Source organism: Rosistilla carotiformis (genome assembly GCF_007753095.1).
Taxonomy (GTDB): Bacteria; Planctomycetota; Planctomycetia; order Pirellulales; family Pirellulaceae; genus Rosistilla; species Rosistilla carotiformis.
Genome location: NZ_CP036348.1, coordinates 5,681,114 through 5,704,758, shown reverse-complemented (window position 1 = coordinate 5,704,758; position 23,645 = coordinate 5,681,114). Strand labels below are relative to the sequence as shown.

Sequence of the window (23,645 nt, the reverse complement as noted above, 5' to 3'; positions counted from 1 at the left end):
TTGGTCATGTCTTTAAGCGAAGTCGCTCCAATAAACTATCGCGCTCGCTGGATCGTACCGGTCGCCGCTCCCGTCGTCCACGATGGCGTGATCTCAATCGCCTCAGGACGGATCGTCTCTGTCGAATCCTACCGCGGCCAATCCTATCTAAGCGATCTGGGGGACGTGGCGATCCTACCGGGGCTCGTCAACGCGCACACGCACCTTGAGTTCTCCGACCTAGCGACTCCGATCGGTACCGCGGGGATGTCGATCGCCGATTGGTTGCCCGAAGTCGTCTGCGCACGTCGGCAACAGCAATTGACTCAGGACCAACGGACGGCAGCGATCCTGAAGGGGATCGACGAAGTCGTCCGCACCGGCACGGCGCTATTGGGAGAGATCGCAACGAAACCGTGGCCCTACGAAGCGGTCGTTGCGCAGCAGAGCCTCGCAAGCGACAGAGAGCTGCGGATCGTTGCCTTTTGCGAAGTCTTAGGCTTATCGCCCGGGCGGCAGCAGGAATTGCTCGACTGGGCCGAAACGCAAATCGCTGGCGGTGGAAACGATCGGATCGCATTTGGCATCAGCCCGCACGCACCGTATTCCGTCCCGCCAGCGCTACTCGAATCGTGTATCGATAGGGCGCGAAGCCGTTCAATTCCGTTAGCGATTCATTTGGCCGAATCGCTCGAAGAGCGAAGGTTTATCGAAAGTGGAGACGGTCCGTTGCGGGAGACCTTCGAATCGCTGGGCCTGCCGGGATTGGAACAGTATCCGCTGGCGATCACGATCGATCAGATGATCCAACGCGTCGCCACCGCTCCCCGAGGACTGTTGGTCCACGGGAACTACCTTTCGGCTGACGAGATTCAAACGATCGCCAGTCATCACCAGCGGTTGTCGGTTGTTTATTGCCCACGCACGCACGCCTTCTTCGATCATGCACCACATCCCGTCGCCGACTTGATGGCCGCCGGGGTGCGGGTTGCTTTGGGAACCGATTCGCGCGCGTCGAATCCCGATCTCGATCTGTGGAACGAGGTTCGGCATCTCCTGCGGCATCGGCAGGATCTTGATCCACGTGATGTCGTCGCGATGGCGACGCGGCACGGAGCCGACGCTTTGGGACAGCCGACCTATGGGCGTCTGCAGCCTGGATCGGATGGCCACCTATTCGTATTGAAGACCGCTGCAGCGACGGAGGCTTCGCTGTGGGAGACGCTGCTGGATGCACAGCCTATTCAACTTCTCGGAGAACGATAAATGATGAACGATCCCCATCCATTGATCTACAAAATTCTGACGCCGGCGCAGTGGCAAGCCTTCCGAAACGAGGGCCAGTTTCTTGGAGCTCCAATCGATCTTGCCGATGGATTTATCCATTTTTCCGCCGAGCATCAGCTGGAAGAGACGGTGGCGAAGCATTTTGCGGGACTGGGAGACTTGATCCTGGCCGAGGTCGCTACCGATTCGCTGGGCGAAGCACTGAGGTGGGAGGTCTCGCGCGGCGGCGACCTCTTCCCGCATCTGTACGCCCCGCTGCCGTTGAAGGCTGTCGCCCGGCACACGTTGCTGCCACAGCTGGAATCGGGATCGCATCGGTTTCCTGTGCAGTGGTGAGTTCGATCGCCAGGGGCCGTTGGGGATCGTTTGCATCGCGATTGGCTAGGGTAGCTTTGACACTGCCAGTGACTTTAAACTGGGGGCATGTCCGCTCATGATCCCAGCTCCGAAGCGACCTGCGCGTCGCACCTGCCCACGCATCCTGTCGCTTGCCAGCGGGTGGATGTTGTCACGGGCAGCCGGTTGCATTTTGGGCTGTTGTCGACCCAGCCTGTCGATCGCGTCTGCTACGGCGGTTGCGGGCTGATGATTCGCCGACCGAGCGTTCATGTCCGCGCTGTCCGGTCGGATCGGTTTCGATTCGAAGGTGAATTCGAAACGCGGTGCCGAGAAGTTGCCCAGCGGTTTGTCGATTACTTTGGACTGCCCACGCTGCCCTCCTGCGATCTGCAACTGCTGCAGTCATCCGACGCGCACGCCGGTTTGGGATCGGGAACTCAGATCAACCTCGCGATTGCCACCGCCTTGACGACGTTGTTGCAGATGCCGATCTCCTTGAAGCAATTGGCGGCGGAGATCGCGGCGCGTGGGCGACGTTCGGCGATCGGAGTGCATGGGTTTGCGCACGGCGGGTTAGTCGTCGAATCGGGAATCCCCGAGGGGCAGATGTTGGGAAGGCTCACCGCGACGCAGCCGTTTCCTAGCCACTGGCGGATCTTGTTGGTGCGGCCTCGCCAGTTCAAAGCGCACGTTCATGGTGGCGTGGAACAGGCGCACTTCGCTCAATTGGCATCCGCCGCTCCCGCCGAACGCGATGCGCTATTGGCGATCATGAACGACGAGATCTTGCCGGCGAGCATTGCTCACGATTTTGAAGCTTTTTGCAATTCGGTCTCGCGCTACAACCATGCGTCGGGAATGTTGTTTGCCCCGGTGCAAGGCGGCGCCTACAACGGTCCGCAACTGGAGGCACTGGTCGCGTGGCTTCGCGATGCCGGTTGCCAAGGGATCGGCCAGAGTTCGTGGGGACCGACCATTTTTGCGTTTTGCCCCGATCAGGAATCGGCTGAAGCGATGCGACAGCGTCTGTTGTCGGCCGACGACGGGGATCGCTTAACGATCGAAATCACGCAGGCAAGAAACAAGCCGGCATCGGTCTGCGCGAAACGCGAATCGAGCGGTTGCGAAATCGAATAGCCCGCTACGCCATGTAGAGGGCACATCCGATCTGGATACCGGGGCTGACGCTTATGAACAGCACCATCTCACCCGAGGCGACTTCAAGGTTTTTCAGGCCAACGGGGATCGCCGAAGACATCAGCGAACCGTTGGCGTCGGAGATGTCGAGCACCTTTTCGGCAGGGAATTGCAACCGCGTTGCGACATCGGCGACAAACGCGCTGGAGATCGGAGAGGGGACAATGCGGGCGATGTCTTCTCGCGTAAGCTCATTGGTTTGCAGGAAATTGGCGACCGTCGTTTCGATACAATCGAGATAGGCCGCGTGCAACGCTTCGGGTTGATCGGTGCAATTCATGCAGGCTTGCCCCTGCTGGTTCCAGTAGCCTTCGGATTTCCGGAGGTCTTTGAACTGCGTGAAGTCTTGGAAATGGAAGGACAGAAATCCGCAGGTCGCATCGACCGATTCCTGGACGATCAACGCCGACGCCATCGGCGAGACGTCGATCGATTGATCGGGGCGATCGGCTGCGTTGTTGTCGACTTCCGATCCGACGACCATCACCTTCTTGCCGCGACCGGCGCGAATGAATTCCGAAGCCAAGAACAACGACTTCATCATCCCAATTTCGCCGTTGATCACATCGAAGGCAAACGTCTTGTCTTCGGCTTCGGGTTCGCGATCGAAGTTGATCTCCATCCGGCCGGCCAGCAAGGCTGCGATCGCCGGTTCCATGATAAATTCAGTGCGGTAGGTGCAGGCGGCGATCAGGATATCGATGTCCTGTTTTTCGCAGCTGGATTGCTTCAAGCATTGCTCTCCGGCCTGCTGCAGCATGGTCAGCGTGTCGGCGGTTTCGCGAGTCGGCGGATACGCGATGCCTAGCGATTCGACTTGCAATTGGATCGGCATCAGCGCCGATTCGGTCGACGCGATCTCGCGCCGCGGTTTGCCGTTTTGAGCGTCTTCCGCATTGATCCGTTCGGGCAAATCATCGCACACATAAAGGGCGGTCCCCGTCGTTTGACCCGATCCGGAGATGCAAAAGACGATCGAATCGCCTCCTTTGACTTCGCGCCGTCGCATCGCGTCGTGCAATGCCAAGAAGTGGGCGTTGCTGGATGTGTTGCCCCTTTGTTCTAAGTTGTTAATCAGGCGTTGCGACAGGTCGTAATCGAACAGCCGCTTGATCTCACGCATCCCTTCTTGCATCGTCAGCTTACTGGTTTGATGCGGGATCACATGTCCAATCGCATCGAAGCCCCATTCGTTTCGATCGAGAACATCTTTGGCGTGCCGCGCCGCATGAGGGACTACCGACTCGGTGACCTTGATCGCATCGGTGTACATCGCCGCGCCGCCGTGAGGCTTGTCGGTCGGCTTGGCAACACAAAACTGGCTGTATTTGCTGAGCGTGTACATATCGAGATCGTGAAATCCGCTGCCGGTCGATCCCGCGGCTGTCAGCGTCAGCGCGACGCCGGCGTCCCCCAGCGTCAGCGAAGCCAATTGCGGATCCATGAAGTCGACGATTTCCTTCTGCGCGGTATCGATCAGGTGGGTGATGTATTCCCCGCTGACGACCATTCCACTGCGGATCGCACCGCTGCGAATCAAAGCATCGATCATGTAGACGCCGGTCCACATTCCAGCACACGCATTGGAGATGTCGATCGCGATGGCGTTGTCCAGTCCGAGCAGCGATTTCAGCCGGACGCTGGTCGCCGGTTCAAATGTGACCGAATTCTTGCTGTCCCAACGCGAGATGTTGGTGCAGACGATCGCCTCGATTTGGTCGGCGGCCAACGCCGAATGGTTCAAGCAGTCGCTGACCGCTTTCTCTGCCAGATCGATCGAAAACTCATCGACCCCCGCGCGGCGACGCGAACGAATGCCTGTCAGCTTCGCCAGCGGCACGCGGACTTTCCGTTCGCACCCCTGTACGATCTCGTCGGTCGTCACCTCGTGCGAAGGCAGGTAAGCACCAATGCTCTCGATCACGGTACGCAGCATGGTATCGTTAGTCTTCATCAACATCAGTTTATGTACTCGCAAGCCTCAGGTGAGGCGAAAGTTCAGAAATCGTGGTGTATTGGAAAAGCATCTGAGGGCTCAGGGGAAGGCCGTCGTCGTCGCTTTGTGAAACAAGGTCTTGGGCTGATAATTCCGAAACGATACGGAGCGCTTGCAGCGATCCGCCGCCGAGGTCGTAGAAGTCGTCGTCGATTCCGACCCGTTCCAAATTCAGCACACTGGCCCAAACCTCCGCGAGGATCTGCTGGACCTGGGTCTGTGGCGCGACATAGGCCCGATGCAATACGGCGGTCGATGGGGGATCGGCATGCAGCTGATTCGAATCGACCTTGCCGCTGGCCAACAGGGGCAATTGATCCAGAATCACCACGCGTTGGGGAACCATGTAAATCGGCAGTCGCCCCTTGAGATGCGAAACGATCGATTCGACACTCACATCGTCGGAAGGCTCGGTTGTCAGGAACGCCGCCAGGTAGGTGTCGCCAGCATCTTCAAACGCTTTGACGATTCCTGCGCTGACGCTTGGATGCAACGCCAACGCCGCTTCGATATCCCCCAGCTCGATCCGGAAACCTCGAATCTTCACCTGGCGATCGATCCGGCCCAAAAATTCCAGCTGCCCTTCGGAGTTCCAACGCGTCAGATCGCCCGACCGATACATGCGTTGGACGACGCCATCGACTTCGACTTGGATGAATCGCTGCGCCGTCTCTTCGGGCAGGTTGACATAACCGTCGGCCAGCATCGGCCCGCCCAGATACAGTTCGCCCGCCACGCCGATGGGCATCTGCCGGTGCCGGCGGTCCAGGACGAAAGCGGTTGAGCCGGGCTTGGGTTTACCGATCGGCAACCGCAGACGGGCCCAGTCGGCAGTCACGTCGCAGGTGGTCGCGGTGATCACGGTCTCGGTGGGACCATACGCGTTGAGCAACCGAACGCCGCGATCGATCCAGTCGCTGGCAACATCGCGTGGGAAGACGTCTCCCCCAACGATCATCAGACGTAGGCTGCGGGGCCAGGCATCGCCAAACGGGATCGCACGACTGCACTCTTCGAAATATTTGGGGGGCAGGTTGGCGATGGTGATCTTTTGATCCAACATCGTCTGCCAAAACTCTTCGACCGATGGCAAGTTGTCATCGCGAAAAACAACGGCTCCGCCAACCGACCACGGTACGACCATTTGTTCGATCGATGGGTCGAAGGTCAGGTCGCTGAACTGATACATCCGATCGGCGGCCGTCGTGCCGAAGACCTCACGCATGCTGGCGGTATGCCGGCAAAGCGCGGCATGTGACACGGCAATCCCTTTGGGCGTGCCGGTCGAGCCCGAAGTGCAAATCACATACGCTGTCGTTTCGTCGCCAAAAGCCGCTCCAATCCGCGCGTCGTCTAGGTCGGCTGCCAAATTCAACAGCGTGGCGGCGTCGAGCACACGCTGCTGCGGCAATTCTTGAGCGAGCGAATGGGCAAGCGAGGGGACGGCAATCACCAACGCCGGATTGCAATCCGAAACCATTTGGCACGCGCGGACCTCGGGAGTCGTTGGCGACATCGGCACATAGGCGGCTCCGATTTTGAAGCAGGCCAACATCAAGACGGGAGCTTCGATCGTTCGTCCACACGCGACAATCACATGGCTGCCGATCGACGCGCCGTGTTGTTGCAGCAGGCGGCCAACTCGATTGGTCAGCGCGTCCAGTTCAGCATAGGAAAGCTGGTGCTCTCCCAGCGCGGCGGCCGATGTCTCGGGGGACGCGGCGGCTTGCGATTCAAACCACCGGTCGAAACGTAGGTGTTGTGGATCGTTGATCTGCGGAGCGATCGCCCACTGCCGCAACTGAGCCCGCTCCGCGTCGGGAACGATCGAATAGTCATCGACGTCGCGATGGGGATCGTCGACAACCTGTCCCAAAAGGTGCGCAAACTGGTCGGCAAACCGTTTTGCCGATGCGGTATGCATCAGATTCAGATCGTACTTCAACACGCCGGTATAGCCGTCGGGTGTCTGGTAAAGTTCCAGCACGAGATCGAACTGACCTTCCTGTTGATCCATCGGATAGCAGGCGACACGCGTGTCGCCCCATTCGACGGACTGGTTGCTGCCAGCCAGCAAGCTCGCCACGTCATCGCCGGCCATCGGCTTCTGTAGCCCAAACACAACGCGGCACAATGGCGGTGCCGACAAATCACGGACGGGGCGAAGACGTTGAACCAGCAACGCAAACGGAAAGTCTTGCGCTTGCCGCGCTTCGACGGTCGTTTGCATCGCCGACGTCAATACGTCTGCGAATTTCAGCTTTCCCTGAATTCGACCACGGATCGGCAACGTGTTGACAAAATAGCCGATCGCGTTGGCGTATTCGCGTGTCGAACGCCCCGCGGTCGTCATTCCCACCACCGCGTCTTCGATATGGGTGAGCCGATACATGAGCGTTTGAAAAACCGCCAACCCTACGGCCAGAGGCGTCGCGTTGTTCTCTCGCCCCAATTGTCGCAGGCCAGCGGCCAATTGATTGTCGATTGGGAAATGCAATGTTGCGCCCCGGGCGGCACTGCGGCGTGGGCGTGGTCGGTCCCATAACAGTTCGGCGGGAACCGGATCGCCTGCCAATTGCTGTTTCCAGTAATCCCATTGTTTGTTCCCCGCGGCGGTCTCAGGAAACTCGCGTTGCCAGCGGACAAAGTCGCTGTATTGGGCCGGCAGCGCGGGCAATAAACAATCCGTGCCGGCAACTTCACTGGCATACAACTGCTTCAGTTCATCTTGCATCACCCACAATGAAAAGGCATCAAAAACGATATGGTGGACGACGATCAATAGGATCTGGTCGTTGGCCGATCGGGTGAACAACCGGACTCGCATCAGCGGACTTTGATCGAGGCGGAACGGCTGCAAATATTCGGATCGCACACGTTGATGTAGTGCCGCTTCGTCGGCGACGTCGGCCTGCTGGAAATCAAGCGTCGCACTCGAATGCACGACGGCGTGAACGTCGTGCCCTGGGGCGGCTGCAAAGGTGGTTCGCAGCGGTTCGTGCCGGGCGATCAGTTTTTGAAACGCGGCGCGCAGCGCGGCGACCTCCACGGGAGCTACAAATCGCAGCGTGGCTGCCGTGTTATAGGCGGGACTGTCGGGGAATTGCTTATGCAAAAGCCATAACGATTCCTGTCCCAAGGAAACGGGACCGGTCTGCTGGTCGTCGTCATCGTCCGGTGATTCTTGCTGCAGCAGTTCCAGGATTGCAGCTTTGTGCTTACGCATCTGCAGCATCAACGCTGGCGAGAGCGCACTTTTGGAAGCGCTGAAGCGAAGCAAGCCTCCGTCGTTCCACAGCTTCACACCACGCTGTCGCAGGTCAGCGACCAACTTGTCGACAAGGGGATCGATCGAAATCATAACGCCCCCTCAACCCAAGCGTCGTCCGAGGACGAACCGGCGTGCTGTGCGTCGTTGGATCGGTGTGCGGAAAGCACTTCGTGTAGCAGCGCTCGCAAACTGAGATCTTTCAAGAACAGTTCCATCGAGACTTGGATGTCGATTTCTTTTTCAAGCACGTCTTGCAATTCGATCGCCATGATGGAATCGATTCCCAACGACGTCAGCGGGGCATCTAGCAATACTTCGTCGACATCAATCTCCGCGATCTCCGCAACCGTTCGCTGCGCAAAGTCCAGCAACTTGCTTTCATAGGTTGCCGCATCGGCGTAGTCCGCCGGGTGCCCCAGGGGGTGTGAATCGTTTGACCGGCGGGAACGGTGATCGCTCGGTTGGCGTGGTTTGGCAGCGAAGCGTTGCAGATGCAGGCCACGTACATTTCCCAGTACGTTTCGCGTTTCGTCGCACAATTGGATATCGCCGATCCATTGATCGCTGGTTTCGTCTCGCAGCAACCGTCCCACGACATGAAGTTTCGTCAACGAAGGTTTCAGGCTCTCGTGATCCACCCGATCGATCGACACCGGAAGCCACATCGCGTGTTGATCGCCGGGCATCAAAGCGGCGAGGACTTGGAAGCAAGCGTCCAGCAATGCGGGGTGCAAACTGTAAACGGCGAAGTCGGCCATCGACGGTGGGAATGCAACCTCGCCGCAAGCGATCGTCCCTTGGACGCTTAAGCGTTGCAAGCCACGAAATGTGGGGCCGTATTGAATGCCCATGGCATCCATCGATGCATAGTGTTTTTCGATCTCGATCTGTTTCGTTGGAACGGCAGCGGAACTTGCAGCGTTCCAGTTCGCGATCGCCAAGGCCTCGTGATCGGCATCTCGCAGCTGCATCGTGGCGTGTTCTTGCCAGGGGCCGTCGCCGCGGTGTTGAACGCTGCAACGGTATCCGCCGCTGTAATCCGGTTCCAAAACGACTTGGACACGGCAACCGCTTTCGTTCACCGGCAGAGGACGAAGCAACTGCAGGTCCCGCACGCCAAGGTTCTTACCGGCAATCCGCTGAGCCGCGGCCAGTCCTTGTTCGATATAGCCGGTCGCCGGGAAAATCGCTTCGTCCCGCAAGCGGTGATCCATCAGGTAGTCGACCTGGGCAATATCGCTCTCGAAAACAATCGCTTTCCCGGCCAGATCCAATCGGCTGCCCAGCAAAGGATGCGATTCGGAGGTCGCGAGCGTTTGCGCTGTACGTGTCGATTCGACGGGACCCGTGGTCTCATGCGGCTTCTGCGTTGTTACCCAGCAACGCTGGCGGACAAACGGGTGCCCGGGCAGGGTGACCATCTGGCTGCGTCGACCTGGTGTGACTGCAGGCCAGTCGATCGTTTCGCCAGCGACATAGCGTTGTCCTAGTGATAACAAGTCTTTGTGTCGGGGCGTTTGCGGTTCCGCGCTGGACGTCGGATCGTTGAGTCTCAAAACCAAGTCTTCGCGACTGGCGGCGATCACAAAACGGCGGAACTGAAAATCATCGCGTCCCAAATTCGCGGTTGCCGCAATTTGGGCGAGCGATCCGTCGGGGAGCGAACAGGCGAATTGGCGAGTCAGTTGTTCCAATGCGGTTTCCGTCTTTGCCGACAATTTGACGATTGTCAGTCCGGATTCGGAAACGTTGGATTCATCGGTTGCTGTCGGACAATACTCTTCCACGATCACATGCGCATTGGTGCCGCCGAATCCAAAACTGCTGACTCCGGCACGACGGAGTTGGCGCTCGCAGACGGCGGCGGTTTCCGTTTTCCAGTCGCGGTATCGGTTGGTCACTTCGATTGGCAGCGACCAATCAATGTGGTCGCTGGGCTGATCGAAGTGAAGGTGTTGGGGCAACGCTTGGTTTTGCAACGACAGGCAGGTTTTAATCAGTCCGGCGACGCCCGCTGCGCCTTCGAGATGCCCGATGTTCGTCTTGACCGATCCGACCAGCAAGGGGCGCTCGCGTTGGCCGAAGACTTCGCCCAAAGCCCGCATTTCGATTGGGTCACCCAACGGCGTGCCGGTTCCGTGGGCTTCGATGTAGTCGATCGCATCGGGGGTCAAACGACTGCGTTTCAGCGCCGCGCGGATTACGTCTTGCTGCGAGAGACCGTTGGGGGCGGTCAAGCCGTTGCTGCGACCGTCCTGATTGACGGCCGATCCGCTCAAACAGCACACGATTCGATCGCCATCGTGAATCGCGTCGCTGAGTCGTTTCAGCAGCACGGCGCCGCAGCCTTCACCACGGACAAAGCCATCGGCCGACGCGGCGAACGCTTGGCAAAGTCCACGCGGCGACAGCATGCCCGCTTGCGACAGATTGATGCTCAATCCCGGCGTCAGGATCAGATTCACGCCTGCGACCAACGCCATCTCGCACTCGCCGCCGCGGAGACTGGCGATCGCTTGATGCACCGCGACCAGCGACGAAGAACAAGCCGTATCGATCGCCATACTCGGCCCTTGCCACTTCATAAAGTAGCTCAATCGGCCCGCCGCCGCTCCGTGGGCGTTGCCTGTCCCTCGATAGGCATCGATCGTGGAAAGGTCTGTCTTATTTAGCAACGCCAGATAGTCGCTGCTGCAGATCCCGACAAACACACCATGTCGGCCGCCGGCGGTGCTTTCGACCGGGATGCCCGCGTGTTCGAGCGTTCGCCAAGCGGTCTCCAGTAGCAAACGGTGCTGCGGGTCCAGCGAACTCGCCTCGCGGCGGGTGATCTCAAAAAATCGCGAATCGAATTGATCCACCTCATCGATGAAACCGGCCCGATCGGTGATCATCTTGCCGGGCACTTTAGGCTGTGGCGATGTGAACGCCTCGGCATCCCAGCGATCGCTAGGAACCCGGCCGATCGCACACTTGCCGTCGCTTAACAAATTCCAGAACGCGTCCAGACCGTCCGCTCCTGGAAATCGGCACCCCATTCCAATCACTGCGATCGGTTCGTCTCGCTTGCGCCGCGCGTCGGCCAACCGTTGAGACGCCTTGGTCAAGGCATCAACAACTTGTTGTTCGGTGGAAAAGCGGAGCGGTTCGGTCATGATTCCCAGAGATTCAGTTCTGCGTTCAATTGTTCTAGTGAAGCTTCGATTGGATTGGAGACGTTGCTGACCGGCGCCATTGAAGGCTCTCCTGCGGGCTCGACACGCTGCGTTTCACTGACCGATGCAAGGTCTGCCTGATCGTCAACGGTTCCCAAAACTTCCTGGTTGCTATCATCGGCAGATTTTCCCGATGCCGTTATTAAGGTCAGCAAGAAATCGGACAACTCGCGCACCGATGGATAATCATAAACCAATGATGCGGGTAGCGCCGTCGCCAAGTCGGTTTGTAGCGAATCTCGCAATTCGAGCGCGGTTAACGAATCGAGCCCAATGTCGGTCATCACTGTCGATGCGGAAATTCGCGAAACATCGGACATCCCCAAAATCTCCGCCAGCGTTTTGCGGACGTGTTCAAGCATCCGCTGCGGTCGCTGGTCTGGATTCGCGGCGTGTATTTCGTCGACAATCTGACCTTCATTCGGGGGGGCTGGTGTTGTGGATGCGTTCAGCAGCGCCTGGAACAGCGGATGCGACTTCAGCCGCGGCGGCAACGTGTCCGCGTTGATCTGAGCGATCGCGGCGATCGCCGATTTACGTGGCAACATCCGCTGCATCGTCATCGCTCCGGCTGCCGGTTGGATCACGCCCACGCCTTGCATGTCGGTTCGGGAATCGGCACCGCGGCGAGCCGCTTCGCCGATCGATCCCCACGGTCCCCAGTTGAAATTGGTCGCGGGCAATCCGGACGCGAGGCGCTGTCGAACCAGGCCATCGAGAAAGGCGTTGGCGGCCGCGTGATTCGATTGCCCAGGTGCCCCAATCACCGATGCCAACGAAGAATAGACAACAAACAGATCGATCGGATCGTCGAGGGTCAGTTCATGGAGGTGCCATGCGCCCGCCGCTTTGACGTCGAACACTCGACCAAACGAATCCACATCTTGATTTTGCACAAACGCGTCGCGCAGCACGCCCGCCGAATGAATGATCCCGGCGATGGGGAACCCTTCGCGGCGGACACGGTTTAATGTCGATGCCACTTGATCGCGGTCGGCGATGTCCGCTTCACAAATCAAGACTTGGGAGCCGGCATTTTCGATCCGGTCGATCACGACTTGCTGGGCATCGGTCGGCCGACTGCGTTGGACCAATGCGATCAAGCCCGCGCCACGCTGCGAAAGATAATCGGCAGTCATCAGCCCTAAATCGCCCAGGCCACCGGCGATCACGTATGCGGCGTCTTTGTGAATCGAGAGTTCTTGAAAATCGAGTGACCCGCGAGAAGCCAGCTGCGGCGCATCGTCGGCGACAAGGACCAGTTTGCCGATCTGGCGGGCCAGCTGCATCTGCCGCATCGCGTCGACGGCATGGGATAATCGGAAGGTTTCCATCGGCAGCGGTTGATAGCTGCCATCGGCAAAGCGGGCCAGGAGGGCGCGGAGCCGTCGGATTGCGGTCTGCGGTTCTTGCTGAAGGATTTGCACCAAATCGAGCAAGTGGTAGGTCGCTGACGCCTCGGATTGACGGAAACGGAGGTCCGCAGCGCGATCGGTGGTCGGTTTGGTGATGTCGACGTACACGCCGCTCGGGGCCAAAGAATCGAGATTCTCGTGGAACATCGATTCCGGCAACGTGTCGAGGATCAGATCGACACCTCGGCCTCCCGTCGCATCGGCGATCGCGGCGGCAAATCCGGGCGACCGGGAATCGAAGACACTCGCGATTCCCAGCTCGCGCAAGACCGCGTGTTTGCTGGTGCTTGCCGTCGCAAAGATCTCCGCTCCCAATGCCTTCGCGATTTGGATCGCCGCCAAGCCGACGCCGCCGGTGGCTGAATGGATCAGCACGCGTTGCCCGGGCTGCAAATTGCCCAGCGTCTCCAACGCGAACGAGGCGGTCAGGAAAGCGACGGGAATGGTCGCTGCCTCGGCATAGCCAAGCCCGTTGGGCAGTGCGGTGATCCGCGACGCGGAAACGGTGACGAAATCGGCGAATGTCTCTTCCCCCAACGCGATCACGAAATCGCCCACCTGATGCGATGAAACACCGCTTCCCACGCGCGTGATGCGTCCAACACATTCGGCCCCCAGCGGCGCTTCACCGGGATACATGCCCATCGCCAACAAGATGTCGCGATAATTCAAGCCGCTTGCCAACACAGCGATTTCAACTTCGCCGCGTCCCGGCTTGCGACGCGGGACCGATTCCAATCGGACACCTTCCAAGCTGCCTCGCGTGGCCACACGCAGCACGCGACCGTTGTCGCCGATCAAGTCCGATGTCGACTGCAGCAATCGGCGGACACGGCGATCGGTCGCTAGGGAGACCTCCGGTTCCGTATCACCGCTCAACATTTCAGCGGCAACCTGGCGGGCGAATTTGTCTTTTTTACCGGCCGCATCGATCGAACGCACACGCCAATCGGGCTGTTCCAACGCGATCGAGCGGAGCATGCCTTGCAGCGCTGACGCGGTCGGATCGGTTGCGGCATCGGACGTGATCAATGCCAGTTCGATTGGTCCCACCACCTTGGGCAAAATTGCCTGCACGGTTTGTAGCAACCGCAAGCAGGCGGCGTGGGCGTGTTCGCTGGCATCACCTTGAGATCGGCCGGCGACGAACGCGATGTGCTGGGTGCCGGGATAATGGGTCATCGAGCCGCTGACGGACGCGCTGAAATCATCCGCGGTGGCATCGATCAATTCTGCGGTACAGCCTTCTTGGATCAAGCGTTTGGCGAGCCGTTGACCTCGCGACATCCGGTCGGTCACGAGCGTCCAGTGATCGCGAGTCGGCTTCGATTTCAGTTCCGTGGCGGTCGCCACGATCAGGACGTTTTCCGCGGTTTGGGCCGAGCGGGAATCATCGTCGGGCAGCGGACTGATGATCGTCGCGGTGTCGAATTGATTTTCTGCCAAGACGCTTCGCCAAGCCGCTTCATTGGCCATGGGATAGTCGCAGCGGATCGCATCGTCGAACCGCCACCATCCGTCGGTCAATCCGAACGTCAGGTCCATCCAGCGGCAGCGACGTGTCCCTTCCAGCAGCAACAATTGGCCGCCGGGGGACAGCAGCGAGCGGGCATTGGCGACGGTCTGGTTCAGATCGCGCGTGGCGTGCAATACGTTGGCGGCGATCACGAGATCAAAGCTGGCCAAATCGAAACCCTGCGATTCGGGAGCCTGTTCGATATCGAGCGACCTAAATTCAATCGCATCGCAACTGGCAAACGTCTGGCGTGCGGCCGCCAGGAAACTAGCGCCGATATCGGTAAACGTGTAGTGGAAACGATCTGCTGGCAGGCTGGCGAGCACATTGTGTGTGGTGCCCCCGGTCCCGCCACCGATCTCCAACACGCGGAGCCCGCGTCCATCGGGTAGTGCGGCGACGATGGCTTCAATCGCTTGCCCCAGCATCGCGTTGATCGTTCGCGCCCCTGGCGACGTCTTGTAGACATCCGCTGCCGTCACGCCTTGTTTGGGGAACAACAGGTCCAACGGCTCGATCTCGCCGACGAGCACTTCCGCCAATTGGCTGCCGCAGCGCTGCAGTAACGCGGCTTCGGAAGCGACAGCGATGTTCAATGAGGTCGCCTGAGTGTCTTCATGGAATGTCGCGTCGCCCGGTTCCAACGCGACCCTCGTTTGCCAACCCTCTTCGACGCGAACCAACAGACCGTCTTCGACCAGCATTTCAAGCATGCGTTCGAACGATCGAAGCTTCTCGGGCAGCAAGCCCAGTCGTGTTGGGAAGTCTTCACGAACCAATGTCTTGCCCACGGGCAGCGGCCCCATCAGGCTGACAAGGCAGTGGATCACCCAACGCTGGCACGTCTCGTCAAGCAATTGCCGCGCATCGATCGATTCGAGGAACCCGGTTTTGCTAAGCAGTTCGTCGCGCCGCTCCAGCAGATCGGCGGAAATCTCCACGGCGGTGACCTCAGGGGGCGGTGTCGCTTCGTGTTGCCGGATCTGCGGCAGCCAAGCTTCTTCGTATCGCGAGACCGGCGACACGGGGTGGCCGTTCTCTAACCGCAAGCCTTCGACGACTGCAACGACATGATCGTCGGAATCCAACAACCAAACATCGCCAAGCAGCGACGCGGTTGCTTGATCAAAACGAAGCTGGCCGCGGACCAAGACCTCACGCCCCAATGGACCTTTCGATAGGAACCTGAAACGCTGGAGTCCGACAGGTAGCCACAACCCCATCAATTCCTCGGGGATCAATGCAGCCAAGGACTGTAGGCAGGCATCCAACAATGCGGGATGGATCACCACGGATGAAAATGCGTCGACGTCCGTTGGCAACATGACGCGTCCAACCGCCGTGACGGTATCCGACTGAACTTCGACCAGTCCCCGAAACGCCGGGCCGTATTGCAATCCTAAGGCATCACAGTTGGCATAGTGATGTTCGGAGGAGCGATGTGTTGGCGAAGAGAGTTCCGACGTCGGGGGCGTCATCCGGAGCGGCGTGCTGGCGACAACTTGGCACGACGCGACCGGTTGCCACCCGCTGTCTCCTCGGTGTTGAATGCGACATTGATATCCATCGTCTCGAGGATCCAGTGAAATTTGAACTCGGCAAGGGCCTGTCGCTGCAATCCGCAACGGTCGCTCGATTTGCAACGCTTCGATTTCCCACGCCTTGCGACCGCTGGCGATCCAAGCCGCCGAGAGCGCTTGTTCAATGTAGCCGGTCGTCGGGAAGAGGGTCTCCCCACGCAGCCGGTGATCGCGCAACAGATCGATCGCGGAAAGATCGGTTTCAAAAACGATTGTGTCGCCGGCCAAATCGAAACGGTTTCCGAGCAACGGATGCTCGCTTGGGAGGTCACCGGAGAGCGGGCGTCCCGTCGCGTCGGCCGGCTGCGTGCGAAACCAGCAGCGATGACGTCGCATCGGATGGCCGGGAAGGTCGATCGTTCGCGAGGCATTTGGATGCAGCCGACGCCAGTCGATTGCGGCGCCATCGACGTAGTGTTTTCCCAGCTGTCGAAGGTCGTCCAGCGTGGCGGTGCTGGCAATCGCTTGGTGCAACGCTTGACGGACCTGTTCGGCAGCCGGTCGTTGCGACCCGTTTTGACTTCGTAAGACGCGCGGTTGGTTCTCAGGATTCCCCAGGCACTGCATGAGGTCGTCGGTCGACGAAGCGATCACGGCCAAGCGATGTGGGAAATCGGAACGGCCCAAGTTGGCAGACGCCGCAATGGCGGAGAGTTCCGCAGCCGGCGCGTTATCCGAAAACTCGGCGACCAAAGCGTCAAGTGCTTCGTCGCTCTTGGCGGAGAACTTGACCAGATGGAATTGCGATGGTTCCTCAGCTGCGTCTTCGGATCCGGCCGCAAGGGACGACGCGGGAGCCTCAAGGATCAAGTGCGCGTTAGTGCCACCGAAGCCGAAACTGCTGACGCCTGCGCGTTGCAGCTGCCCATCGTCACAATTCCATATCGTTGTGGAGGAAGCCACTTCGATCGGTTGAGACCAATCGATATGTGGGTTGGGGGCATCGAAGCCAAGGTGCGGGGGAATGATTTGGTTGCGGAGCGCCAAGACGGTTTTGATCACGCCCGCAATTCCTGCAGCCGCTTCCAGATGACCGATATTCGTTTTGACCGAACCGACCCGCAAGGGGCTGGAGCGGTCTCCGTAGACGGCCGCCAAGGCACCGATCTCGATCGGATCGCCTAGCTCGGTACCAGTACCATGCGCTTCGACGTATTGGACCTCCGCCGGGTGAACGTCTCCATTGTTCAATGCGCTGCGGACGACTTGTTGTTGCGCAAGGCCGCTAGGAGCGGTCAGGCCGTTGCTGCGGCCGTCTTGGTTGATGGCCGAACTTCGCACAACGCACAGCACGTTGTCACGATCAGCCACCGCTTGGGAGAGCCGCTTTAAAACGACGACACCACAGCCTTCGCCGCGGACAAATCCATTGGCTCCGGCGGCGAACGTTTTGCATTGACCGGTCGGTGACAGCATGCCCGCCTCGTGGAACGCATGGGTGACCGCCGGATCGAGAATCAGGTTGACACCACCGGCAATCGCAGTGTCGCATTGTCCGCCGCGGATTGCTTCGGCCGCTTGATGCACCGCGACCAATGAGGACGAACAGGCGGTATCGACCGAGAAGCTGGGGCCTTGGAGATCCAGGAAGTAACTGATGCGGTTGGCGATGATCGCGTGGGAGACTCCCGTTGCCGAGTGTCCACCCGTCGGATGCCCCGCCGCGTTGCACAGGCGTTCGTAATCGTTACCGCTGGCTCCAAAGAAAACGCCTGTCGGGGAACCGGCCAAACGCCTTGGATCCATGTTGGCGTGCTCGATCGCCCGCCAACTCACCTCCATGGCCAGTCGCTGACGGGGATCCATTTCATCCGCTTCACGCGGGCTGATCGAGAAAAAGGAGGGATCAAATTGATCGACCCCGTCGATGTAGCCGGCCGCGGTCGGCACTGCCGAAGGGGCCGAACCCCCAGACGAAACTGGTTGCCCATCGCGTGAAGAACGGATCGCGCAGCTTCCGGAGCTCAACAGATCCCAGAATTCGTCGATCGACGCCGCTCCGGGAAAACGGCATGCCATGCCGATGATCGCAATCGGATCGTCGGCGGTTGACGCGACGGGAGGGACGCGATCGCGCGTCGACAAGCGGCGGGCCGATTCGCCAAGAACCAAGTGCCGGCAGATCGAATCGATCGTGGGGAAATTGTAAGCCAGGGTCGGATCGATCGGTTGGTCGACGCGCTGTGAGAGCATGCCTGCCAATCGAACGGCTGCGACAGAGGTGAGTCCATAGAGTGCCAGCGGTTCGCTAGCGGAGATCGATTCGGGAGAGATCTGCAGCAGCGAGGCTAATTGTGCTGTCAGCCAGGTTTGCAGTTCGGCCAATTGATCTTGCTGTTGGCTCGTTTCGGTCGCCGGAGTCGCGTCGACATTTTCAGGTTTCGATTCGGTGGGATGTGAAGACGCCATTGCTTCGTCGCGCGACCAATCGACCAGTGTCTTCAGTTCACCATCGGCAAACAGTTGGGCGGTCAGTCGACGCTGAAGCTTTCCGCTGGTTGTTTTTGGAATCGATCCGGGACGCAACAGGACAATGCCAGCAAGTGTGAGGCCATGGTCCTGGAAGACGCGTCCATAGATCGCTGAGATGACTTCGTCTTTATCAAACGAACGCCACTGCGAACGCTTCAGTTCCTGGGCGACAAAGACTTGTTCGCGATCGTCGCGGTCGATCGAAAAAGCCACTCCACCACCGATCGCCAACGATGGATGGCTGGCGACGACTGTCTCTTCGATATCACTAGGGTAATGATTCGCTCCGGCCACGATGATCGTGTCTTTGAGACGACCGGCAACATACAGTTCTCCGTCGCGAAGGAAGCCGAGGTCGCCGGTTCGCAGGTAGTGTTTGGCAGGCTCCGAATCGCCCGCGATCGTGGCCTGGAAGGTTTGTTCGGTTTCGGTTGGTCGATGCCAATAACCGTTGGTCACGCTGGGTCCATGGACCCAGACTTCGCCCGTCTTGTTCTCTGGCAATTCGATGCGTGTTTCGGGATCGACGATTCGGACATCAAAATCGCTCCCGGGGCGTCCCGAGGAGACGATCGTCAACGGTGGCTCGGGAGGCTGTGGGGCGGGAGATTCAACGGTTCCCTGGCGGAGTGATTCCGCATCGACCTCGATCGATTTGTGGGCCTCGGGGCGACGCGTTCCGCTGACGATCAGCGTGGTTTCGGCCATCCCGAAGCAGGGGGAAAAGGCGGTGGGGGAGAAGCCGTGCGGTTGGAAAGTTTTGATAAACCGCTGCAGCGTTGCGTGGCGGACCGGTTCGGCGCCGTTGAAGGCGAGGTTCCAGCTGCTTAGATCCAAGCGCTCGCGTTCGTGTTCGCTGATCGCTTCGACGCACATGTCGTAGCCGAAGTTGGGGCTGCCGCTGATCGTGGCGCGGTGATCGGAGATCGCTTGCAACCAGCAGAGCGGTTTTTGGAAGAAGGTGAATGGCGACATCAATACCAGATGCCCGCCCAGATACAGCGGATGCAACAGGTTGCCGATCAACCCCATGTCGTGATACATCGGCAGCCAACCGCACGTGATCACTTCGTCTTCGCGCTGGCCGAAGATCTCGGTGATCATGGTTTGGTTTTCGAGCAGGTTGCGGTTGGTGACGCTGACTCCCTTGGGCGCTCCGGTCGATCCCGACGTGTACTGCAGGAAGGCGAGCGATTGGGGATCGGCTCCGAAGGCTGGATTGAATTGCGGGTCCTCCGTCAACGTATTGATCGACAATAAAGACCGCTGCCCAAGGGGGTTGTCTTCGTCGACCCAGGTGCTCAAGGATTCCAGCAGTTCGTCGTTGGTCAAGATCACGTCGGCGCCGCTATCGCTGGCCATGCCTTGCAGCCGATCGAGGTTTCGGTTGCGACGGGGCGGATAGGCGGGAACGGCGATCGCTCCGGCGTAAAGGCAGCCAAAGAAGGCGGCAGCGTAGTCGATACTTTGGGGAAAGACGAGCAGTACCGGTCGGCCGCGCAAACCGCGATCCGACAGCCACGAACCGATCGACGCGGCGCGGGCGTGCAGTTGTTGATACGTGACCTGGTCCGTTACCTCGGTTCCCTCGGCGAGGAACTTGATCGCCGGGCGGTCGGGGTGGAGAGCGGCGCGAGTTGACAACAGCTCGGAAAAAGTGCGTGCTTGGCCAGTTTGGTTTTGGTGGGAAGCATTCTTCACGGGGAACCAACTTTTGCTCGGTCTCCGGTTTCCGCTGAGGGTGGCTCAAGGGAGCAATCTCACTTAAGCTGCCCGGGACACCGTGTCAGGTTGTGTTGATGGAAAGCGAGGTCGAACCGATATCACCAATCTGGTGAGAATAGCGAAACTGTGACAGTTCGGCAATTCGCTATTTGCTGGGGAAGCCGTCTGTAGCGGCTGGGGTCTTCGAAGCGACCGTTGAATCATGCCCGCTGATTTCCCGCTGGACGTCGATTTTAGCAGCCAAAAGAGGGAAAAAAACGTTTGCTTCCTGACACGACGACAAATCCGATGCCATCGTTTGGTGCCGCGATGCTTCTGCGGTGAATGATTGATTTTCTTTAAAGGAGAGGATGGTTCGTCGATGACGCTTGCTTTGGTTACCGGTGCGGGAGGTTTTGTTGGCCGCAATCTTGTCGAAGCGTTGCGATCTAGCGGGCGGGAGGTCGTTGCGATGGTTCATTCCCAACGCAGCGCTTGCGACCTGCAGGGCGCAGGTGTGCAGGTATTGGTTGCCGATATTATGGAAACCGATGGGTATCGCCAAGCCGCGCAGCAAGCCGATGAGATTTATCATCTGGCATCGGTGGTCGCTCCCAAGCAGGCAAGCATCGCGTTTGACGTTAACGTTGGCGGCACGCAAAGGCTTGCTCGGTGTATCCGCGAATCTCCATCGCCTGGCCGGCTAATATATGTCTCGTCTCTCTCGGCGTCGGGGCCCTGCGTGCACGACAAGCCTCGTCGTGAGACCGATCAGGACGCTCCGGTTTCGATTTATGGGAAGAGCAAGCTGGCGGCCGAAGCGGAGCTGCTGAAGCTGGCTGACGACTTGCCGATTTCGATCGTTCGTCCGCCGGGAATCTTTGGTCCCTGGGATCGCAATCTGTTGGCGATGTACCAATCGATTCGCTGGGGGATCAATGCGATCGGGATCTCGCGGCAGTATCGCTATTCGTTCGTGCATGTCGACGATTTAACGACTGGGCTGATGCAAGTCTGCGAAATGGGGAAGCGGATAAAAAGCGGCGACGATAGCGATCGCGAGGGCTTTTACTTCATCTCTGACCCACATCCCATCCCATTCGAGACACTGGGTAACATGATCGCGAAATCGTTGGACCGTGATCCGCCTTTTCACCTGACGGTGCCTAGCACGATCTGCTCGGGTGTGGCATTCTGTTCCGATATGACGAGCCGCTTGACGGGGAAAAGGGTCTATCTGAACGTCGACAAGATGCGTGAGGCACGCGCCGGTTCATGGTTTTGTGATGTGATGAGAGCCGAGAAGGAAGTTCATTTTCGGGTCGCGATGGATCTGGAGCAGCGAATTGTTCAGACGCAGCAATGGTATGCCCAGCAAGGGTGGCTGTAGCGGTCCCGCGGTGCGACTTGGGTATCCATTCGTTCGGTTGTTGTGAATGAGCAGGGCATGTCATAGAACAGGGAGTTGGTGATCGACGACTCGCGGTTCACGGGGGCGGCGCGTTGCGACAGGAGTTCATGATGGTAATTAAGACGCTCTGGAGATTGGGATGCGATTTGGTTCTTTGATCTTCAGGAATGTGCTGCGGCGAAAACTGCGCAGCAGTCTGACGGTCTTCGCAGTGGCAATTGCCGTCGGTTCGGTGGTCGCGTTGGTCGGGATCGCCAACGGATTCAAAGAGACGTTCATGGAGTTTTATCAGGGCGTCGATATCGATATGGTCGTCGTTCGCAGCGGCAGCCAACGCCGTTTGACCAGCACGTTGGACGAATCGCTGACAAAGCGAATCGCGGCGTTGCGGGGCGTTCGAGAGGCCGTCGGCGGGCTCGCCGATGTGGTCTCGTTTCCGGAAGCGAATCTCTACGTGGTTCCTGTTTCGGGGCTGCCGACCGATACCACGGTGTTCGACCATTTTCATGTCCTCAGCGGCAAGCGGATTGAAGCGGGGGACAAAGCTCAAGTGATGCTAGGGACCACGCTGGCCGACACGTTGGAGAAAAAAGTTGGCGAGACGGTGGATGTTGTTGAAGAGGAACCGTTTGAGGTTGTCGCGATCTTTGAATCGGACAATGTTCTGGAAAACGGTTCGATGATCGTCTCGTTGCCTCAATTGCAGCGGATCATGGGGCGCGAGCATCAGATATCGGGGGTCAGTATCGTCCTGGACGATGGCGTCTCCGACCAACGGAAAGAAGAGATTACTGCAGCGGTTCACGAGATGGATTCCGGGCTCAGCGTTCGCACGACCCGCGATCACGTGGAAAGTTTGTCGGAGATCCAGGTGGCCATTGCCATGGCGTGGCTGACTTCGACCGTCGCCATCTTGATCGGTTCGCTGGGGACGTTGAACACGATGTTCATGTCGATCCAGGAACGCACTCCTGAGATTGGAATTCTGAAAGCGATCGGCTGGGAGCGTCATCGAATCATTTCGATGATCCTGGGGGAATCGATCCTGTTGAGCTTGATGGGAGGTGTGGTCGGGACTGTCTCGGCGATGCTGTTAGTCAAACTGCTGACCCAGATGCCTGCGGTGAATGGTTTGATCCAAGGGAAGATTAGCCCTGCGATCCTGATGCAGGCGTTTGCCGTGGCTGCGGTGGTTGGCTTATTGGGAGGCCTCTTGCCGGCGATCACTGCTTCGCGACTCGCTCCCACCGTTGCACTGCGGCAGTAACGAATCCATCGAACACGACCAGGCATGGCGTTATAGTATGAACCCAAGTGAAACATCCCGCGGCGAGATCCTGATCCGCGCCGAAGACGTGACCAAGACCTATCCCGATGGAGATGTGCCAGCGCTACGCGGTGTCTCGTTGGACATTCGCCAGGGCGAGTATGTCGTCATTATGGGGCCCAGCGGCAGTGGGAAGAGCACGCTATTGAATCTCTTGGGCGCGCTGGACACGCCGACGACTGGCGAGGTGTATTTCGAAGAGCGGCCCATCACATCGATCCATCCGCTGCATAAATTGCGATCCGATAAAATTGGGTTTGTCTTTCAGTCGTTCCATCTGATCCCGACGCTAACATCGGTGGAAAACGTGCAGATCCCGATGTTCGTCAAGGGTTGGTCGCCCAGTCAACGCGCTTCCTTGGCGACGGAGTTGCTGGAATCGGTGGGGATGTCGCATCGGCTGAACCACTTTCCCAATAAGCTCTCCGTTGGGGAGCGGCAGCGCGTGGCCCTGGCCCGTGCTCTGGCAAACGATCCCGTGGCATTGCTCGGCGACGAGCCGACCGGGAATCTCGATTCCAAAACTGGCAATGACGTCTTGGATCTGTTTGATCGCCTGCACCAAGATCGGCAGAAAACATTAGTCATTATCACCCATAGCGGCGAAGTGGCCGAGCGTGCCGACCGTGTCGTGCATATCCGCGACGGGATGATCGAGCGGGAAGACACGCGTTAGCCGACGCAGTGTCGATTGATTTCGCGTTTGAATCGATCTCTTGAACCGCAGCAGTTGACGGTCGGTCGGCCTGCGGGCATCTGCCGCCGTGCGGGAATCCATCGATGGGCGTCCCTTGGGCATGGGTGCATACAAAAAAAACTCCGCACAGCGATGGCCGTGCGGAGCCTTGTTGGAGATTGCAGTGGAGTCGAAGGGACTGCGTCGCGGGGGACCTTCTCTTTCCTCTGCAGGTGCGAGAGGGGGGGCGGGCGAATCCG

Annotated in this window: 10 protein-coding genes; 6 read left to right on the top strand and 4 right to left on the bottom strand. The window is 58.9% G+C overall.

Annotated elements, in window-relative coordinates; all coding sequences use genetic code 11:
* Nucleotides 1-6: 6 nt before the first annotated feature.
* From Poly24_RS20635 to Poly24_RS20625, 3 genes are all read left to right on the top strand, one after another.
* Entirely contained in the window at nucleotides 7-1,245 is a 1,239-nt protein-coding gene (locus Poly24_RS20635; RefSeq protein ID WP_145100014.1) for an amidohydrolase family protein, read from the top strand.
* Nucleotides 1,246-1,602, top strand: coding sequence for a DUF952 domain-containing protein (locus Poly24_RS20630; RefSeq protein WP_231753258.1), 357 nt, complete (start codon nucleotides 1,246-1,248; stop codon nucleotides 1,600-1,602).
* 87 nt (nucleotides 1,603-1,689) lie between these two features.
* Nucleotides 1,690-2,742 (top strand): GHMP family kinase ATP-binding protein, encoded by a 1,053-nt coding sequence (locus tag Poly24_RS20625; protein WP_145100010.1) that lies wholly within the window; start codon nucleotides 1,690-1,692, stop codon nucleotides 2,740-2,742.
* A gap of 4 nt (nucleotides 2,743-2,746) precedes the next feature.
* Here the strand turns inward: Poly24_RS20625 and Poly24_RS20620 are convergent, their stop codons facing one another.
* The 4 genes from Poly24_RS20620 to Poly24_RS20605 are packed head-to-tail and all read right to left on the bottom strand — an operon-like array spanning nucleotide 2,747 to nucleotide 19,968.
* Entirely contained in the window at nucleotides 2,747-4,762 is a 2,016-nt protein-coding gene (locus tag Poly24_RS20620) for a 3-oxoacyl-[acyl-carrier-protein] synthase III C-terminal domain-containing protein (RefSeq protein WP_145100007.1), read from the bottom strand.
* A gap of 4 nt (nucleotides 4,763-4,766) precedes the next feature.
* Nucleotides 4,767-8,159: a non-ribosomal peptide synthetase gene (locus Poly24_RS20615; RefSeq protein ID WP_145100005.1), complete on the bottom strand. Its 3,393-nt coding sequence runs from the start codon at nucleotides 8,157-8,159 to the stop codon at nucleotides 4,767-4,769.
* Nucleotides 8,156-11,224 (bottom strand): beta-ketoacyl synthase N-terminal-like domain-containing protein, encoded by a 3,069-nt coding sequence (locus tag Poly24_RS20610; RefSeq protein WP_145100002.1) that lies wholly within the window; start codon nucleotides 11,222-11,224, stop codon nucleotides 8,156-8,158. The genes Poly24_RS20615 and Poly24_RS20610 overlap by 4 nt, the downstream gene beginning before the upstream one ends.
* Complete coding sequence (locus Poly24_RS20605) at nucleotides 11,221-19,968, bottom strand: SDR family NAD(P)-dependent oxidoreductase (protein ID WP_145099998.1); 8,748 nt, start codon at nucleotides 19,966-19,968, stop codon at nucleotides 11,221-11,223. Before Poly24_RS20605 ends, Poly24_RS20610 begins: the two co-directional genes overlap by 4 nt.
* A gap of 385 nt (nucleotides 19,969-20,353) precedes the next feature.
* On the opposite strand from Poly24_RS20605, the gene Poly24_RS20600 reads away from it, so the two are divergent.
* From Poly24_RS20600 to Poly24_RS20590, 3 genes are all read left to right on the top strand, one after another.
* Nucleotides 20,354-21,361 carry an NAD-dependent epimerase/dehydratase family protein gene (locus tag Poly24_RS20600; RefSeq protein WP_145099995.1) on the top strand — a complete coding sequence of 336 codons (1,008 nt, stop codon included), beginning with the start codon at nucleotides 20,354-20,356 and terminating at the stop codon, nucleotides 21,359-21,361.
* Nucleotides 21,362-21,521: 160 nt separating this feature from the next.
* Entirely contained in the window at nucleotides 21,522-22,649 is a 1,128-nt protein-coding gene (locus Poly24_RS20595) for an ABC transporter permease (protein WP_145099992.1), read from the top strand.
* 37 nt (nucleotides 22,650-22,686) lie between these two features.
* Nucleotides 22,687-23,385 carry an ABC transporter ATP-binding protein gene (locus Poly24_RS20590; RefSeq protein WP_145099989.1) on the top strand — a complete coding sequence of 233 codons (699 nt, stop codon included), beginning with the start codon at nucleotides 22,687-22,689 and terminating at the stop codon, nucleotides 23,383-23,385.
* Nucleotides 23,386-23,645: the final 260 nt, after the last annotated feature.